The 16614-nt window shown below is 66.2% G+C and carries 16 protein-coding genes; 8 read left to right on the top strand and 8 right to left on the bottom strand.

What is annotated here, in order from left to right:
• The 4 genes from ACQR1F_RS04455 to ACQR1F_RS04440 form a co-directional block, all read right to left on the bottom strand.
• Nucleotides 1-876, bottom strand: coding sequence for a branched-chain amino acid ABC transporter permease (locus ACQR1F_RS04455; protein WP_316215818.1), 876 nt, complete (start codon nt 874-876; stop codon nt 1-3).
• A 76-nt stretch (nt 877-952) separates the two neighbouring features.
• On the bottom strand, nt 953-2185 hold the full coding sequence (locus ACQR1F_RS04450) for an ABC transporter substrate-binding protein (protein WP_316215819.1): 1233 nt from the start codon (nt 2183-2185) through the stop codon (nt 953-955).
• Nucleotides 2186-2483: 298 nt separating this feature from the next.
• Nucleotides 2484-3209 carry a site-2 protease family protein gene (locus ACQR1F_RS04445; RefSeq protein ID WP_434912583.1) on the bottom strand — a complete coding sequence of 242 codons (726 nt, stop codon included), beginning with the start codon at nt 3207-3209 and terminating at the stop codon, nt 2484-2486.
• Entirely contained in the window at nt 3206-4060 is an 855-nt protein-coding gene (locus ACQR1F_RS04440; protein ID WP_434895224.1) for a DUF2167 domain-containing protein, read from the bottom strand. The genes ACQR1F_RS04445 and ACQR1F_RS04440 overlap by 4 nt, the downstream gene beginning before the upstream one ends.
• Before the next feature lie 321 nt (nt 4061-4381).
• On the opposite strand from ACQR1F_RS04440, the gene ACQR1F_RS04435 reads away from it, so the two are divergent.
• Nucleotides 4382-5203 (top strand): hypothetical protein, encoded by an 822-nt coding sequence (locus ACQR1F_RS04435; RefSeq protein WP_434881536.1) that lies wholly within the window; start codon nt 4382-4384, stop codon nt 5201-5203.
• A 69-nt stretch (nt 5204-5272) separates the two neighbouring features.
• Here ACQR1F_RS04435 and ACQR1F_RS04430 read toward each other — a convergent pair whose 3' ends face one another.
• Nucleotides 5273-6142 carry a hypothetical protein gene (locus ACQR1F_RS04430; RefSeq protein ID WP_434912582.1) on the bottom strand — a complete coding sequence of 290 codons (870 nt, stop codon included), beginning with the start codon at nt 6140-6142 and terminating at the stop codon, nt 5273-5275.
• Between the two features lie 243 nt (nt 6143-6385).
• A complete protein-coding gene (locus ACQR1F_RS04425; RefSeq protein WP_434912581.1) occupies nt 6386-7846 on the bottom strand; it encodes a GH1 family beta-glucosidase in 1461 nt (486 codons plus the stop codon).
• Between the two features lie 273 nt (nt 7847-8119).
• On the opposite strand from ACQR1F_RS04425, the gene nthA reads away from it, so the two are divergent.
• The 4 genes from nthA to ACQR1F_RS04405 all read left to right on the top strand — a co-directional run bounded on the left by nthA (nt 8120) and on the right by ACQR1F_RS04405 (nt 10751).
• Nucleotides 8120-8755, top strand: a complete 636-nt coding sequence (gene nthA / locus ACQR1F_RS04420; RefSeq protein WP_315799958.1) for a nitrile hydratase subunit alpha — start codon at nt 8120-8122, stop codon at nt 8753-8755.
• On the top strand, nt 8755-9417 hold the full coding sequence (gene nthB / locus ACQR1F_RS04415; RefSeq protein ID WP_315799957.1) for a nitrile hydratase subunit beta: 663 nt from the start codon (nt 8755-8757) through the stop codon (nt 9415-9417). The genes nthA and nthB overlap by 1 nt, the downstream gene beginning before the upstream one ends.
• Complete coding sequence (locus ACQR1F_RS04410) at nt 9414-9800, top strand: nitrile hydratase accessory protein (RefSeq protein WP_315799956.1); 387 nt, start codon at nt 9414-9416, stop codon at nt 9798-9800. Before nthB ends, ACQR1F_RS04410 begins: the two co-directional genes overlap by 4 nt.
• 183 nt (nt 9801-9983) lie before the next feature.
• Nucleotides 9984-10751: a hypothetical protein gene (locus ACQR1F_RS04405; protein WP_316178719.1), complete on the top strand. Its 768-nt coding sequence runs from the start codon at nt 9984-9986 to the stop codon at nt 10749-10751.
• 52 nt (nt 10752-10803) lie between these two features.
• Here the strand turns inward: ACQR1F_RS04405 and queC are convergent, their stop codons facing one another.
• Nucleotides 10804-11520 carry a 7-cyano-7-deazaguanine synthase QueC gene (gene queC / locus ACQR1F_RS04400; protein ID WP_434912580.1) on the bottom strand — a complete coding sequence of 239 codons (717 nt, stop codon included), beginning with the start codon at nt 11518-11520 and terminating at the stop codon, nt 10804-10806.
• A gap of 132 nt (nt 11521-11652) precedes the next feature.
• Here queC and mazG point away from each other — a divergent pair, with 132 nt between their 5' ends.
• The gene (gene mazG / locus ACQR1F_RS04395) at nt 11653-12471 is read left to right on the top strand and encodes a nucleoside triphosphate pyrophosphohydrolase (RefSeq protein ID WP_434912579.1); all 819 of its coding nucleotides are present in this window, start codon (nt 11653-11655) and stop codon (nt 12469-12471) included.
• A gap of 23 nt (nt 12472-12494) precedes the next feature.
• On the opposite strand, the gene ACQR1F_RS04390 is transcribed toward mazG, so the two are convergent.
• Nucleotides 12495-13397, bottom strand: a complete 903-nt coding sequence (locus ACQR1F_RS04390; protein WP_434912578.1) for a LysR family transcriptional regulator — start codon at nt 13395-13397, stop codon at nt 12495-12497.
• Between the two features lie 124 nt (nt 13398-13521).
• Here ACQR1F_RS04390 and ACQR1F_RS04385 point away from each other — a divergent pair, with 124 nt between their 5' ends.
• Both ACQR1F_RS04385 and ACQR1F_RS04380 read left to right on the top strand, forming a co-directional pair.
• Nucleotides 13522-14895 (top strand): MFS transporter, encoded by a 1374-nt coding sequence (locus ACQR1F_RS04385; RefSeq protein ID WP_434912577.1) that lies wholly within the window; start codon nt 13522-13524, stop codon nt 14893-14895.
• Between the two features lie 24 nt (nt 14896-14919).
• On the top strand, nt 14920-16605 hold the full coding sequence (locus ACQR1F_RS04380; RefSeq protein ID WP_434898741.1) for an FAD-dependent oxidoreductase: 1686 nt from the start codon (nt 14920-14922) through the stop codon (nt 16603-16605).
• Nucleotides 16606-16614 lie beyond the last annotated feature (9 nt).

The following is a 16614-nucleotide window of genomic DNA, read 5'->3' as shown; positions in this document are numbered from 1 at the left end:
TCACCTCCGTCCGAACAGCCCTTGCGGGCGCAGATACATGACGATGACGAGCAGCAGCAGCGCCGGGATCGTCCGGTAGGCCGGCGAGATCAGATAGGCCGTTCCGGTCTCGAGATAGCCGACGACATAGGCCGCGATCAGCGAGCCTGACACGCTGCCGAGGCCGCCGAGCACGACGATCGAGAACGCGCTCGCCGTCAGCGGTCCGACGCTGTAGGAGCTGACGCCCAGGAACATGCCGAGCAGGATGCCGGCAACGCCCGCCAGCAAGCCGTAGATCGCCCAGACGGTGAGATAGATCGACGACAGCTCGATGCCGAGCAAGGTGACGCCGCGCGGGTTCATCGACGCCGCCATCACGGCCTTGCCGCGCCTGGTGCGGTTGACCAGGAACCACAGCAGCCCGATCGCGACCCAGCAGATCACGGCGGTGAAATACTCGTTCTTCGGCGTACGCACGCCGAACACCGTGGTCACGCCCTCGACGATGGGCAGCACTGTCTTGGCGTTGTTGGTGAACAGATACGCGATCGCCTCCTGGATGATGATGCCCCACAGCAGCGTCGCGGTCAGGATGAAGATCTCCTTCTCGGATTCGGCGATGATCTTCGATCGCTGGATCGGCCTGACGGCGATGAAGTAGGTGGCGAACGCCAGGATGAAACCGGCGATGACGCCGATCAGCGCCCCCGTGTAGGGCCCGACGCCGAGCTCGCTGGCGGCGGCCCAGGCGGCGACCGCGGCGCCGACCATGATGGCGCCGTGAGAAAGGTTGAGAACGCCGGAGACACCGAAGATGAGCGTGAAGCCGGTTGCGCCCAGGGCATACAGCGCGCTGATGGCAAAGCCATCGATCAAGATCTGCCAGAAAAGCATTGAAAATCGACCTGCAACGTCAGACTGAGGCACCAAGAAAATGGGCCGCTCCTTGAAGGAGCGGCCCCGCGATGCGTCAGTTGCTGGCCGCCTTGAGCTTGATGAAGGACGGCCAGGTTGCGGTGCCGGAGGCGAGCTCCTTGGGCCAGACATTGACCTGCTTGCCGTTCTGCCACTGCAGCATCAGTCCGGTGATGTAGCCCTTGCCGGTCCGCAGCGCGTGCGGGTTCGGATCGCCCTTCGGCTTGAAGGCGATGCGGCCAATCGTGCCGACATAGTCGGTCGCTTCCATCGCCTCGACCATCTTGTCGGGATCGGTGCCGCCGGCCCGATGGATCGCGTCCGCGATCATGTAGACTTCGTCGTAGGAGGTGTAGCCGGCATAGGATGGGAAGTTTCCGAACTTCTTCTGATAGGCATCCACGAACGGCAGTGTCTTCGGCGTCACCGCGACGCCCGGCCCCGATACGGCATTGTACATGACGCCCTCGACGGCGCCGTTGGTGTCCTTCCAGAAGGTCGAGTTGGTCGCCTGCGAGGAGATGCCGAACATCGGGATCGGCACCTGCTGGCTCTTCCACTGCACGGTCGGCTGGGTGCCGACATGCGAGATGCCGGTGATCATGACGTCCGGCTTCAGGCCTTCGATCTTGTTGAAGATCGGTGTGAAGTCGGTGGTATCAGGCGACATGCGGATATGGTCGACGACCTTCAGCCCGATCTCCGGCAGGCACTTCTCGTAGCCGGCGTCGAGCGGCGTCGTCCACGCTGCATCCTCGCTCATGATTACCGCGGTCTTCATCTTGTAGGGTTCGACCAGCAGATCCTTGGCCGCGTCGCAGACGAGGCCGGCCAACGAGGTCGAGGTCAGATAGCCATGGAAGGTGTATTTGAGCTGGTCGTAGTTCTTGGCGATGTTCTGGGTGATGACGTCGGATGCGGCGCCTGGCGTGATCATCAGCGTCTTGAGGCGCCCTGCCCACGGCTCCAGCGCCAGCACGACCTCGGAGATGTAGCTCGCAATGACGGCGTTGACCTTGTCCTCGCTGACGGCGCGCTGGAAGGCACGCACCGATTCCGCCGAGGAGGAGTGATTGTCGTAGACGACGATCTCGATCTTGCGCCCGTCGACGCCGCCCTTAGCATTGATCTCCTCGGCGGCCAATTGCGCCGCGGGAGCGATCGACGAGCCTGCGACGGCCTGGGCTTCGGCGATGACGCCGATCTTGATGGGATCGGCGGCCATGGCGGCCGAGGAGACGAGCGCAGTTGCGCAGCTCGCAAGCAAGATGGACTTGAGCGAAATCATGAAACCTCCCGAATCCTTATGCCTCTGACGGGCAGGCCCAACTTTGGTCTCCGATATGCCAGTGGGCAAGGGAACATCCGGCAACGTGCTCTGCGCTCAGCGCATTGTGATAGCGCGCCGCGCTCATGGCTGATGGAACATCGTACAAGACTGCCTCATTCCTGCGCGCCGCCCAGACACATCCGCTGCATTGCAGCAACGGATATTCCGAGTCGCAGAAGGCCCACGTCCTTACGACCAGGCGGTGCCGGTGCCCTCGATCTACATGAAGCTTCTCGTCTGAAGCGGCGACCTCAACTCAGCCAAACTGGCGCAAGTGTCCAAGCATCTCGTGCACGTCGTAGGTCATGACGGCGAGCAGCGCCGCGAGCGCGAGATAAGTCCCGGCATATTCGAGCTTCGTCTGCAGCGTCGTGCCGTAATAAGCAACGTTCTCGGGCGCGCCGGGATCGAAGCGCCAGGCCTTCATCAGTTGCGGGGCTGCGAGGATGGCGATGATGAACAGCATCGGGCTCGGCCGATAGAGCATCAAGGCCAGCAGCAAGGGAACGCCGAGCAGCCAGATGCGCGGGCTCAGCACGCTGGTGATGCGGCCGCCGTCCAGCGGCGAGATCGGCAGCAGGTTGAACAGGTTGAGGAACAGGCCGGAATAGGCGATCGCGAGCAGCAGATTGCTGTCTTCCGATCTTGCCAACAAATAGACCGCGAGCGCCGCGGCGGTCCCGACCAGCGGACCGGCGAGTGCCACATAGGCCTCCGTCTCGACGTCGACCGGCTGCTCCTTGAGCGCGATCCAGGCGCCGACGAACGGGATGAAGGCGGGAGCGCCGACGTCGAGACCGCGCTGGCGCGCGGCGACGTAGTGCCCCATCTCATGAGCAAACAGCAGAGCGATGAAACCCGCCGCGTAGCGCCAGCCCCAGATGCCCGCATACACGACCAGCGACAGCAGCATCGTGCCGCCGCTCATGGCGAGCTTCCCCCATTTCAGGCCGGAGAACAGGATCAGCAGGAGTGCCTTCACGCGGGCCCGCCCGCGTTGTCGCCGCGCGGCTTGCGGCGCAGGAAGTTCATGACCGCGGCCCCGGCGCCGACGACGGCGAAGATGATGATCTTGGCGAACTTCAGGACGAACGCACCGGCCAGCGCCAGCAGCCCGAGCTTCTTCGCGGCAACGCCGCCGACCAGCGCCAGCAAGCCATATTCGGCGATCCGATCCGTGCCGGCGCTGAAATCCTCATAGCGCTTGCCGGCATTGTAGGAGAGATCGGACAGCAGCTCGTGCGCGACAGCCTTGTCGCCCGCGATCCGCTCCGAGCCGGACAGCAGGTTCAGGCTGAAATAGCCGTCACGCCCGAGCGCGTAGGTGTTGTAGTTGACGTTCTTCGGCGCGTCGTCGGGCTGACCCTTCTCCTTGGCGAGCAGCGACCAGACGAGACGATGCGTCGTGGCATCGTAGGCCGGCGGCTCGACCCAGCCGACCACGGCCATTTCCGGAAATCCGCGCGCCGCACGGTCCTTGTTCGCCTCTTCGGCGCCGGCGCGGAGGTTGCTCAGGAGATCGTCCGCGTTCCAGCTCTTGGCGTCGTCGTCTTTGATGTAGCCTTCCTTGATGTGCTTGATGACCACCATCCAGTCGTCGTTCTGGCGCCTGCCGACGACCAGCCCGACGAAGGTCGCGTCGTTGACGACGTTGCCGAGCGCGCGAAGGACCCGCAGGCCTTCGTTCTTCGGGACGTAGAAGTAGTCGGCCGGAAGCTTCAGCTTGCCCTGGTCGATCAGCACGATGTCGCTTGGTCCGTCGGTGCCCGCTTGGCTCGCTGCCTGCCAGGCGGCCATCAGTTCAGCCTTGCGCGTGGCCTCATCCAAGGGCACGGCCTGCGCGTGAGCAGACAGGACGACGAACGCTGCGCACAACACTGCGCGCGCAATGACAATCAAGCTTTGCACCGGCCCCAATCCCCCAAAAACATCGGTCGGATAGTACCTCGAAGGCTCGGCAGCGCGCAACCAAAGGCCGATTGAGGCCTCTCGAAGCGATCGACTGGCGCTGCAGCGAGGGAGAGATGGTCCGAAAAGGCCCCCTCCTCGTCACGACGCTGTCTTGCTTTCGGCCAAAGCGGCGGGTCGAGTCACGTTTGAAAATTCAAAGAGAACATCGGCGTCGGCGGCGGGCCAAGGGTTTGGGGATCAGCAATGCAGTCCACACAGAACGTGCAACAGATTGATCAGAGCGAGATCGGCCTCGCCCCTGAGAAGCCCGAGAAGGCAGGCTACGATCAACTGTACCGGCGGGTCCTGCGCGAGGTGCTGACCCGGATCGATACGCGGCTTGCGGCGATCGAGAAACCCGGCATGGCGGCGGATGCCGCGGCGGCAGCGAGCACGAGCGGGGCGGCAAACGCCGGGGCCAGCCGCTGGGCGCGGGTGAAGGCCCCCCTCGGCAGGCTGCGCGGGCGCAACGCCGTGGGTCTCGCGCTGCTGGTCGTGCTGGTCGGCGGCTCGGTCGCCTGGTCGCAGCGCGACGTCGGCACGTCACTGATGGACCGCTGGATGCCGGGCGCCAGCGAAGCGACGCAGGACGAGGCGACGGCTCAGCAGGGCAGCGAGGATGCCATGATGTCGAATGCCTCGCTGAGGGGAGCGGAAGACACCACCGGCTCCCGCGAGCCCGCGACGTTGATGCAGAGGATGGCGCGCGACATCGCCGATCTGCAGCAGGGCATCGAACAGATCAAGTCCACACAGGATCAGGCCAGCCGCGATCACACCCGCGCCATCGAGCAGCTACAGGCCGGCCAGGATCAGCTGATGCGACTGGTGTCACGAATGTCCAACCAGGCGGTGCAGGCACGCGGCACGGTCCCCCCAGGCCCGCCCCAGCAGATCATCGTCACGCCGCAGCAGCGGACCACGACGGGAATGGCCCGGCCGCAGCCGGCGCAGCCGCAGGGTTCGACGTTCGGGACACTCTTTACCCGCAACACCTCGGGCATTCAGCCGCCGATGCCGCGTTGATGGTGTGATCGGCAGCGGCCATCGGTAGCGGCCTTTGCGCTGCCGATGCGCCCATTTGCCGACCGGTCCTTACGAGCAGGTGTGAACGCGCCCGTCGTAGCCGCGATAGGTGCCCTTCTCCGCATCGTAGGTACGGAAGCTCTTGCAATTGACACCACCCCTCTTCGCTTCGCTCTCGGGCTTGCTGCGGGCGCGGAGCTTCCGCTTGGCCGGCTTGGCGTCGTCCTCGGCGTGATGAGCATGCGCGTTCGCTTTGCCGTGCCGTTCGGGCTTGGCTGACGGGGCTGCGGTATCCTGCTTCACAGCCGCCTTCTGCGGTACCGCCGCTGAAGGCGCCGTGGCCGGCGGCTCGGATGTCTTGGGCTCGGCCGGCGCTACCGCAGGCTTCGCCTCGGCAGCGGTGGCCGGCTGTTCCGCCGGCGCAGCGGCCGCCGGCTTGCTCTCCGCCGCCTTCTCCTCGGCCTTCCCTTCGAGCTTCTCCGGTACGGGCGCGTCCTTGGCGACGGCGGCGGGCTGAACGGCCGGAGCGGGCTCTGCCGGTTTCGACTCGGTCACGGCCGGCTTCTGGCCGACGTCGGTGGCGGAGTTCGGTTCGACCTTGGTCTCGGATTCGGCCTCGGCCGGCTTGCTCTCGGCCGCAACATCCGTCGCGGTTTTTTCGGTCGATACTTTGTCCGCCGGCTGCGGGCTGGCGCTGTCAGTGGACTGAACGGGCTTGGTGTCCACAGCGGCCGGCTCGGCGGGCTTCTCGGCCGTCTTCTCAGGCTCGGCCGCAGCCGCCGGCTTGCCGGCCGTCGGCGCGGCAGACTGCTCCGTGGCGGGCTTGGCCGCATCGTTCGCGGCTCCCTGGGCCCAGGCGCTGGAGCCAGCGATCACTCCGAGGACGCACAACAGAACGCCCGCGCGGACGGCTGGCGGACAGACAACGGAAACTTGCATGCTGGAAAACTCGCTTGAGGGGCCGGCAGATTGCCGGTTTAAGTCATCTGCAGCCAGCTTTCGCCACGAAAACTGCGTGCGCGCAAAAGAGTCGCACAAGGTGTGCTTTCCGCATCATGGATTTGCAATCGCGGCGTGAAGTCCGGCGCGCCGACACTCAATGCGTCGGGTGCCGAGGGTACATTGGCCGCCTGAATGGCGTGGACTGGGTCCGGCTGGACCCCCGGGTGACGTCGCGGCGCTTCACGCGCTCACGGCGTTGCGGCTGATCACGTGATGGTAGTACGACGCGCTGAGCTTGGGCGTGCGCACCTGGGTGTCGAAGTCGACGTAATAGATGCCGAAACGCTGCTTGTAGCCGAACACCCACTCGAAATTGTCCAGCAGGCTCCACAGGAAGTAGCCCTTCACGGGCACGCCCTCGGACGTTGCGCGCTGGAGCTGGGCGAGATAATTGCGCAGATACATCACGCGGTCGAGGTCGTGGACCTTGCCGTCGGCGGTCAGCTTGTCGTCCGATGAGGTGCCGTTCTCGGTGATGTAGATGGTCTGGAGATTCCAGATCTTGGCGGCGAGCTTCGGCACCCAATAGGCCGTCTCCGGACCGACCTGCAGCCAGGGGGAGCTCATATGCGGGAACGAGGACGGCATCGGCAGCACGTCGAAGCCGGCCGCGCGGTCCGACGCGACGACATAGGCTTGCGGCGCGTAGATGTTGAGGCCGACGAAATCGACCGGCGCCGAAATGATCTTCAGTTCGTCGGCGGTGAATTTCGGCGCATCCTTGCCGGACCACGCCAGGAAACCGTCCGTGTAGCGCCCCTCGAGGATGACGTTGAGGAAGCCCGCATTCAATTCGCGCGTCGCGATCTCGGCGGCGCGGATGTTCTCCGGCGTGTCGATCGCCGGCAGGCAGGCCGTGATGTTCTCGGCTACGCCGACGCGCATGCCGGTTTGCCCGCCGGCGCGGATGGCCTGGACGGCGAGACCGTGCGCCAGAGCCACGTGATGGCGCGCCTGGTTGACCTGCTGCTGCGGCAGCTTCAGCCCGGGCGCGTCGACGCCGAGGCCATAGCCGAACGGGATGAAGCGGCCGCATTCGTTGATCGTGAAGATGGTCTTCACACGGTCGCCGAGATGCTGCGCGACGTAGCCCGCATAATGCGCAAAGGCCCTGGCCGTGTCGGCCGAGAGCCAGCCGCCGACCCGGTCCTGCAGCGCCTGCGGCAGATCCCAATGATACAGCGTTGCGTACGGCGTGATGCCGTTGGCCAGGAGCTCGTCGACGAGGCGGTTGTAGAAGTCGAGGCCCTTCAGATTGGGCGTCAGCCCGCCGTCGGGAAACAGCCGGGGCCAGGCGATCGAGAACCGATAGGCCCGGCAGCCGAGCTCCTTGATCAGCCGCACGTCGCCCTTGTAGCGGTTGTAGTGATCACAGGCGACGTCGCCGGTGCTGCCGTCCTCGATGTTGCCCTGCAGATGCGTGAACACATCCCAGATCGACGGTCCGCGGCCATCGGCCGTGGCCCCGCCCTCGATCTGATACGACGACGTCGCCGTCCCCCACACGAAATCGGCGGGAAACCGCCGCCCGGCATCCTCCTTCACCGCGCTCTCCTCCGCCTGCGCCGGGCCATTGGCCGCCCCAAGGGCAGCCAGCCCGGCCAGCTTTGCAAGATCACGGCGGGAGACGTCGTTCGGCATTGATGAACCTCAAACCTCTGTCGCTTTCGCGCCCGATTGGGACAACGAAGGCCCTACGAACCATATCTGGGCCCCGATTTGAACAGCCCGGGATGGCGGCAATGGAGCGACCCCGATCACATCTGCGTCCCGCCCCGTCGCGTCAACGGCCGAGGACGCAACGCTCGGCATTTTGACCGCCGCACGGCTGCGGCGGCCGTTGAACACGGCGGCACGCACCGAGGGAGCCACCTCGGCTCGACAGCGGTGCCCGATTACGCCTATGGTTGAGTCATGACGGATCACGATCACCATCACGACCATCCGCACGATCACTCGGACCTGTCCGAGACCGATCTGCGCGTTCGCGCGCTCGAAAGCATCCTGACCGAGAAGGGGTATATCGATCCTGCTGCGCTCGACGTGCTCATCGAGACCTATGAGAGCAAGGTCGGTCCCCGCAACGGCGCCCAGGTCGTGGCGCGGGCCTGGACCGATCCCGCCTATCGGGCGCGCCTTCTTGCCGAGGCCACGCCGGCGATCGGTGAGCTCGGCTATGCCGGCCGCCAGGGCGAGCACATCGTGGCGGTCGAGAACACGCCGGATCTGCACAACATGGTCGTGTGCACGCTGTGCTCCTGCTACCCGTGGCCCGTGCTCGGCCTGCCGCCGGTCTGGTACAAATCGGCGCCCTATCGCGCCAAGGCGGTGAAGGATCCGCGCGGCGTCCTGAAGGATTTCGGCTTCGAGCTGCCGCCGACGACGAAGATCCGGGTGTGGGATTCGACCGCCGAGGTCCGCTATTTCGTGTTGCCGATGCGTCCCGCGGGGACCGACGGCTGGAGCGCGGAGCAGCTCGCCGAACTCGTCACGCGCGACAGCATGATCGGCACCGGGCTGCCGAAGCAACCGCATGAGGTCGGTAGCTGATGGATGGCGCGCATGACATGGGCGGCGTCGCCGGCTTCGGTCCGGTCCGCCCCGAGCCGAACGAGCCGGTGTTTCACGCCGAATGGGAGCGTCGTGCGTTCGCCATGACGCTGGCAATGGCGACGCCCGGCGGCTGGAACATCGACATGTCGCGCTTCGCGCGCGAGAACCGTCCGCCGGACGATTACCTCGGCATGAGCTACTACCAGATCTGGCTCGCGGGCATCGAACGGCTGATGCAGGAGCGGCATCTGGTCGACGCCGATGAGATCGCCGCCGGCGAGGCGCTGCATCCGGCCAGGCCCGTCGCCAGGATCCTCACTGCAGATGCCGTCGCGGCGACCCTGCGTCGCGGCGGTCCGACCGAACGCGCGGAAACCAAGCCGGCGCGGTTCGCCGTCGGCGACCGCGTGCGCGCCAAGGACATCCATCCGGCGACGCATACGCGGCTGCCGCGCTATGTGCGCGGCCATCTCGGCCGCATCGAGGCGATCCGGGGCGTGCACGTGTTTCCCGACAGCAACGCCCATGGCGGCGGCGAAGACCCGCAATGGCTCTACACGGTGTCGTTCAGCGGCGCCGAGCTGTGGGCCGACGCGCCCGATCCGCTGCTGGAGGTGACGGTCGACGCCTTCGAGCCCTATCTGGAGCCAGCCCGATGACACCGGACCGTGAGGCGGCGGTCGCGGCGACGCGCGCCCTGCCCGGCATTCCCGTCGATGACAGTGGGCCCGTGTTTCGCGAGCCGTGGGAAGCGCACGCCTTCGCGATGGCCGTCACGCTGCACGCCCGCGGCCTCTTCACCTGGCCCGAATGGGCGGCTGCGCTCGCCGAGGAGATTTCGCGCGCGCAAGCGTCTGGTGATCCCGATTGCGGCGATACCTATTACCGGCACTGGCTGGCGACGCTCGAGCGGCTCGTCGCCGAGAAGGGCGTCACCTCCGCGGACGCGCTGACGCGTTACCGCGATGCCTGGGATCACGCTGCCGATCGCACCCCGCATGGCAGGCCGATCGAGCTCAAGCCCGAGGATTTCGTCGGTTGAGCCCTTCGTGCGCGTCGTAAGAATGCTTAATGCCCGGTGAGCGGGCGATCCTGCTTTTGGTGGGCCGGTCTTAACGGCCGGCTATTCATGCCGCGAACAGCCGTATTCGTTCGAAATTGAACATTCATCAGTGCGTCCGTAGCGTCCCGCATCTTCTTTGCTGAAGTTGAGGGGGACGTCGAAATGCCCGCGCCAGAGTTCGCCACCATCGTCGACACGCTCGCCGGCGTGCGCCAGGACTATCACGAGAAGCTCAAATCGATTCCGCAATACGAGGCCTTCCTGCTGATCGAAAGCTCGACCGAGAAGGCCGCGGGCGCCCTGCACGGCACCGAGGCGTCGGGCTCCTCCATCGCCACCGACGTGATCGACTCGCTGCAATATGCGCGCAACCGGTTCGAGCAGCACATGGCCTCGATCCCGGAATATCGCGTGCTGGTGGCGATCGACCGCGTGATCAAGGAGATCTCGCAGCATCTCGGCCTCACGCCGGCTGATGAGGCGCCTGCCGCAGAGAGCCCCGCCGCGGCCGCCGAGCAGCCCGCCGAAGCTGCTGAGGCAATGGCGAGCGCCGAAACCGACGCCTCCGCCGAAGAGACCGCGCCCGTCGAGCCGGCCCAGCCCGAAATGGCCGAAGACGAAACGGCTTCAGCCGAGGACGAGCCGGTCGAAGCCGGGGCCCCCACCCTGCGTGTCGTCGATACTCCGGCGAAGTCGCCATCGATCGTGCCCGCCGATCAGGATGATGCCGCGGAGGACGACGACATCGTGGTGCTGAACGCACCCGCCTGGGAGAAGAGCGGCAAGGACGCCAAGGACGAGATCACCGCGCGTCTCGTTGCGCAGGCGGCCTCCGCTGCCGCCAACCAGGCCGATGACGGCCACGACGTCGCCGATGCCGATCTCGTCATCGTCAGCCAGCGCGAGCCGTCGGACACCGAAGCCGCCTGAGCGCTCGTCTGTCGCGCAACTCTCCGCGGGGCTCGAGGGCCCCGCTTCCGATTCAGGATGGCCCGCCCACCGCGATGTATTCGCGCCATCCCTTGGCGCGCAGCTCGCAGGCGGGACACTGCCCGCAGCCATGGCCCCAATCGTGCCGCGCCCCCCGCTCGCCGAGATAGCAGGTGTGCGACTGGTCGCGGATCAGGTCGACGAGGCCGGTGCCGCCGAGATCGTGCGCCAGCTGCCAGGTCGCGGCCTTCGACAGCCACATCAACGGCGTATGCAGCTCGAACGCGCGCGCCATGCCCAGGCTCAGCGCGTTCTGCAGCGCCTTGATGGTTTCGTCGCGGCAGTCCGGATAGCCCGAATAGTCCGTCTCGCACATGCCGCCGACGATGTGGCGGATGCCGCGGCGATAGGCGAGCGCCGCGGCGAAGGTCAGGAACACCAGGTTGCGGCCCGGCACGAAGGTGTTGGGCAGGCCGTCGGCGCCCATCTCGATCGCGACGTCGCGCGTCAGCGCCGTCTCCGAGATCGCAGCCAGCGTCGGAATGTCCAGCGTGTGGCTGTCACCGAGCTTGACCGCCCAGTCGGGACGCAGGCGCGCGATGCCCTCGACCAGCCGGTCGCGACAGGCGAGCTCGATCGCATGGCGCTGGCCGTAGGCGAATCCGATCGTCTCGACGCGCGCGAAGCGGTCGAGCGCCCAGGCCAGGCACGTCGTGGAATCCTGCCCGCCCGAGAACAGCACCAGGGCCGTCGTGTCCTGCTCATTCATGGCTCCCGCTTAGCATCATCGACGGGTCGGGCCAACCTGCGGAGCGATCCCGCGTCATGGCCTTTTTGCTGGGAGCCGCGCGCCGCTTGGGGCATACAGGACAGGATCGAACGATGCTGTCAGGACCTGCCCATGATCCCTTCCCGCGACATCTCCCGCCTGATCGAGATCATGGCGGCGCTGCGCACGCCGGTCACCGGGTGTCCTTGGGACGTCGAGCAGACCTTCCAGACGATCGCGCCCTACACCATCGAGGAAGCCTATGAGGTGGCCGACGCGATCACGCGCGACGACATCGACGATCTGCGCGAGGAGCTCGGCGATCTCCTGCTGCAGGTGGTCTATCACGCCCGCATCGCCGAGGAGCAAGGCGCGTTCGCGTTCGGCGACGTCGTCGAGGGCATCACGAAGAAGATGATCCGCCGCCATCCGCATGTGTTCCCGGACAAGGACGGCAACGTCACCCAGCCCACCAAAGGCACCTGGGACCGCATCAAGGCCGAGGAGAAGGCCGAGCGCGCCGCGCGGCGGTCGCCCGAGGCGCAGACGGTCAAGTCCCCGCTGCTGTCGGGCATCAAGGCCGGACAGCCGGCGCTGGTGCGCGCGATGGAGCTGCAGCGCAAGGCTGCGACCGTCGGCTTCGACTGGAACGATCCGCGCGCGGTGTTGCAGAAGATCCGCGAGGAGGCCGATGAGATCGAGGCCGCGCTCGACAACAAGGACGCGACCGAGCTGACCGAGGAGACCGGCGATCTCCTGTTCGCGCTGGTCAATCTCGCCCGCCATGCCGATGTCGATCCGGAGACCGCGTTGCGCGGCACCAACGCCAAGTTCGAGCGCCGCTTCGCGCACATCGAGCAGGCGCTGACGGCCAAGGGCCGCAGCCTCGAAGAAGCGTCGCTCGACGAGATGGACGAGCTGTGGAACGAGGCGAAGCGGCTGGAGAAATAGCGCCTGCTGCACCGAGGCCGAGATCAGCCGCCCTTGCCCGACAGCACGGCCTTCGCGATCTCGACGAAGCGCTGCGCGGCTGGCGACAATCCGAAATCGGCGCGGCTCAGCAGCGAGACGTGCCGATGGATCGTCGGCTGCGACAGCGGTATGGCAACGAGCGTCGGAAATTGTGCCTTCGGCAGCATGTGCGCGGGGAGGATGCTCAGGCCTGCGCCCTCCGCCGTGAGCGCCAGCGCGGTGGTGATCAGCGACACCTCCCAGGCCGGCTTCAGCGCCCGCCCTGTCTGCGCCAGCGCCTCGTCGATCTGACTGCGGATCCGCGTGCCGTGACGCATCGTGATCAGGTCGGAGCTCATGATGCCGTCCCACGTCAGGCGGCGGTGCTTCTCGAACCGGCCGTCCTTGATGCCGATGGCCGACAGCGGACTTTGCATCAGTGTGTCGATCCGGACCTCCGGCACGCCCTCGTCCTCGACGCTGCCGAGGCCGAACTCCGCCTGCCCGGCCATCACGATCGCGAGGAGTTCGTCGGGGGCGACATCACGCAGGTCGATCCTCACCTCGGGATGGCGCGACCGGAAGGTCGCGAACACGCGTGGCAGCAGCGCCGACGCGACGCCCGCTGAGACCGCGATGGAAATCCGGCCGGCCTTGATCTCGGCAAGGTCGCGCATCCGCTGCGACAGCCCCTGCGTCCCCGCCAGGATGCGTTCCGCGGCGGTGATCGCCTCGCGGCAGGCCGCCGTCGGATGCAGCGCCCGCGTCGTGCGATCGAACAGCTTGAGCTGAAAGTTCTCCTCGATCTGCCGGATCAAGAGGCTGATCGCCGACTGCGTGACGCGCAGCTCGGCGGCCGCCCTGGTGATGCTGCCGAGCCGATACACCAGGACCAGGGCCTCCAGTTGCCGCAGGGTCGGGGGCATTAGCTTTCCTTATGAATGAATGAGAATTTTGTGGCTAATCGAAAGAGTTTGATCATGCAACATATTTGCAAACAGCCGGAGCGGCGAAGCGGCCCGGCAACAACAAGCACATGGGGAGGGACATTTGACGCAGGCGATCAATCTCACGCGCTACGTCGACGAGCGGCCGCTGTCGGGATTCCAGATCCGGGTGATCTGCCTGTGCGCGCTGGTCGTCGGGCTCGACGGCTTCGATGCCCAGGCGCTCGGCTTCGTCGCCCCTGCCCTCAGCAAGGATTTGCATCTGGCGCCGGGCGCGTTGGGGCCCGTGTTCGGTGCGTCCCTGTTCGGCGTGATGATCGGCTCGCTGGTGTTCGGCGCGCTGGCCGACTATCTCGGACGCAAATGGCTGGTGGTGGCCGGCGTTCTCGTATTCGCGCTCGGCTCGCTGGCGACGACGCAGGCCACCAGCATATCCGACCTCGTCGTCCTCCGCTTCGCGACCGGAATCGGGCTCGGCGGCGTCCTGCCCAACACCATCGCGCTGACCGGCGAATATTCCCCGCAGCGTCGCCGAACCTTGCTGATCATGCTGATGTTCATGACCGTGTCGCTGGGGTCGGCGATCGGCGGAGCGGTCGCGGCCAAGCTCATCACCGCCTATGGCTGGCAGATCATCTTTCTCATTGGCGGCGCTCTGCCGCTCATCCTCTGTCCGGTCCTGATCGTCTGGCTGCCGGAATCGCTCTCGCTGATGGCGCTCGATCCGCGCAGGAGCGAACGCGTGCGCACGTTGCTGGCGCGCATCGATCCCACGGCCCAGCTTCCGGCCGATGCGCGGTTCACGATCGTCGAGGAGAGCGGCAAGGGCTTCCTGCTGCCGCAGTTGTTCACCAAGCGGCGCCTGCTCCCGACCCTGCTGCTGTGGGTGATGTTCTTCATGAACATGATGGACATCTATTTCCTCAACAGCTGGCTGCCGACGCTCACACATGGTGTCGGGCTTGACGTCCAGGCGGCGATCGCCGTCGGCATCGCCTTCCAGCTCGGCGGCATGCTTGGCACCGTCGGGCTCGGCCTGCTGATCGAAAAGTTCGGCTTCGATCGCGTCCTGTTCGCGACCTACGTCGCCGGCTTCCTCTCGATCATCACCATCGGCATCGCCGGCGCCTCGTTGCCGATCCTGGTGCCCGCGGTCTTCATCGCCGGCGTCGCCGTGATCGGCGGACAGATCGGCTGCAACGCCTACGCGGCGCGGATCTATCCGACCTACATCCGTGGCACCGGCATCGGCTGGGCGCTCGGCATCGGCCGCTTCGGCTCGATCCTCGGCGTCACGCTCGGCGGGCTGATGCTCGCGGCGAAATGGGACGTGTCGTCGCTGTTTCAGGCGAGCGCGGTGCCGCAGCTGTTTTCGGCACTGGTGATCCTCGGCCTTGCCGTCCTTGGCATGCGCGGCAGTCTTCCGAGCGCCGGCGACGCGCAGCGGGACACGCTTTCGACAGCCGAGCGTGCCTAGGTTCAAATTAAAAAGAGAACTGACATGAAGACGATTCAAACCCAGGTGCTCATCGTGGGTGCCGGCCCGGTCGGGCTGACCGCCGCCATGGACCTTGCCTCGCGCGGCATCGACGTCGTCGTCGCCGAGATCAGGCGCGCCGGAGAGCCGCCCAACGTGAAGTGCAACCACGTTTCCGCGCGGTCCATGGAGGTGTTCCGCCGCCTTGGTATCGTCCAACACGTGCGCGAAGGCGGCCTGCCGGCCGACTTTCCCAACGACTGCGCCTATCGCACCGCGGTCGTCGGCCGCGAGCTGACCCGCATTCCGATTCCGTCCCGCCAGGATCGCTATACGGCGACCGGTGGACCCGACACCGATTGGCCGACGCCCGAGCCGCCCCATCGCATCAACCAGATCTATCTCGAGCCCATCCTGTTCGCTTGCGCCGAGGCGCAACGCGGCATCACGATTCTCAACCGCGTCGAGGTCGATCGGTTCGACCAGGATGAAGACGGCGTGGTCGCGCGGGCGCGCGATCTCGACACCGGCCAGGACATCACCATTTCGGCCGATTATCTGATCGGCTGCGATGGCGGCCGCTCCGCGGTGCGCAAGCTGATCGGCGCACGGCTCGGCGGCACCGATGTCGTACAGCGGGTGCAGTCGACCTACATCCGTGCCCCCGCGCTGAAGGACCTGATCACCCAGAAGCCGGCCTGGATGACGATGTCGCTCAACCCGCGGCGCTGCGGCACTACCGTCTCCATCGACGGCCGCGACAACTGGCTGATCCACAACCACCTCGCGGCCGAGGAAGTCGAATTCGACAGTGTCGATCGCGACTGGGCGCTGCGCACCATTCTCGGCGTCGACGACCGTTTCCAGTATGAGATCATCAGCAAGGAGGACTGGATCGGACGCCGCCTGGTGGCGGACCGCTTCCGCGATCGCCGCACCTTCATCTGTGGCGATGCCGCGCATCTGTGGATTCCCTATGCCGGCTACGGCATGAATGCGGGGATCGCCGATGCGGTCGACCTGTGTTGGATGCTCGCCGGCGTGCTGCACGGCTGGGCTGCCCCCGCCCTGCTGGACGCCTATGAGGCGGAGCGTCAGCCGATTACCGAGCAGGTGTCGCACTTCGCGATGAACCATGCGCTCGCCGTGATGAGCCAGCGGCGCGCCGTGCCTGCCGAGGTCGAAATGGAGGGCCCCGTCGGCGACGCGGCGCGTAGCAAGGTCGGCAAGGCCGCCTACGATCTCAACGTGCAGCAATATTGCTGCGCCGGCTTGAACTTCGGCTACTACTATGACCGGTCACCGGCCATTTCGTACGATGGCGAGACGCCGCCGCCCTACGGCATGGGCCATTTCACTGCGTCCACGGTGCCGGGCGCACGCGCCCCTCATGTGTGGCTCGCCGATGGCCGATCGCTGCTGGATGCGCTCGGCCCGGCCTACACGCTGGTCCGGTTCGATCCGGCCGTCGATGTCACGGCGCTCGTCGAGGCCGCAGCTCGGCATGGCGTTCCCCTAACTGTGGTCGACGTCGACCGGGCCGCGGCCGGCTATGGCTTTGCCGAAAGCCTGCTGCTGGTGCGGCCGGATTCCCACATCGCCTGGCGTGGCATGGCCGCACCGAAAGAGCCCGACGACCTGTTGGGCCGCCTGCGCGGCCTCACAACCCAGCCTGAGGCCGTGCGCCGTGACAATGCCGTCGTCGCCTGATCCTTGCCA

This window comes from Bradyrhizobium sp. HKCCYLS3013, from assembly GCF_051167615.1.
Classification (GTDB): Bacteria; Pseudomonadota; Alphaproteobacteria; order Rhizobiales; family Xanthobacteraceae; genus Bradyrhizobium.
The sequence above is the reverse complement of the archived record's forward strand: the minus strand, read 5'-3'. Positions and strand labels throughout refer to the sequence as shown.

Excerpts from the sequence above, each read along its gene's own strand:
- ACQR1F_RS04425 (WP_434912581.1), bottom strand. The coding sequence starts at position 7,846 with ATGCCGAACGACGTCTCCCGCCGTGATCTTGCAAAGCTGGCCGGGCTG.
- ACQR1F_RS04455 (WP_316215818.1), bottom strand. The coding sequence starts at position 876 with ATGCTTTTCTGGCAGATCTTGATCGATGGCTTTGCCATCAGCGCGCTG.
- ACQR1F_RS04430 (WP_434912582.1), bottom strand. The coding sequence starts at position 6,142 with ATGCAAGTTTCCGTTGTCTGTCCGCCAGCCGTCCGCGCGGGCGTTCTG.
- queC (WP_434912580.1), bottom strand. The coding sequence starts at position 11,520 with ATGAATGAGCAGGACACGACGGCCCTGGTGCTGTTCTCGGGCGGGCAG.
- ACQR1F_RS04390 (WP_434912578.1), bottom strand. The coding sequence starts at position 13,397 with ATGCCCCCGACCCTGCGGCAACTGGAGGCCCTGGTCCTGGTGTATCGG.
- ACQR1F_RS04380 (WP_434898741.1), top strand. The coding sequence starts at position 14,920 with ATGAAGACGATTCAAACCCAGGTGCTCATCGTGGGTGCCGGCCCGGTC.
- mazG (WP_434912579.1), top strand. The coding sequence starts at position 11,653 with ATGATCCCTTCCCGCGACATCTCCCGCCTGATCGAGATCATGGCGGCG.
- ACQR1F_RS04410 (WP_315799956.1), top strand. The coding sequence starts at position 9,414 with ATGACACCGGACCGTGAGGCGGCGGTCGCGGCGACGCGCGCCCTGCCC.
- ACQR1F_RS04435 (WP_434881536.1), top strand. The coding sequence starts at position 4,382 with ATGCAGTCCACACAGAACGTGCAACAGATTGATCAGAGCGAGATCGGC.
- nthB (WP_315799957.1), top strand. The coding sequence starts at position 8,755 with ATGGATGGCGCGCATGACATGGGCGGCGTCGCCGGCTTCGGTCCGGTC.
- ACQR1F_RS04405 (WP_316178719.1), top strand. The coding sequence starts at position 9,984 with ATGCCCGCGCCAGAGTTCGCCACCATCGTCGACACGCTCGCCGGCGTG.
- nthA (WP_315799958.1), top strand. The coding sequence starts at position 8,120 with ATGACGGATCACGATCACCATCACGACCATCCGCACGATCACTCGGAC.
- ACQR1F_RS04450 (WP_316215819.1), bottom strand. The coding sequence starts at position 2,185 with ATGATTTCGCTCAAGTCCATCTTGCTTGCGAGCTGCGCAACTGCGCTC.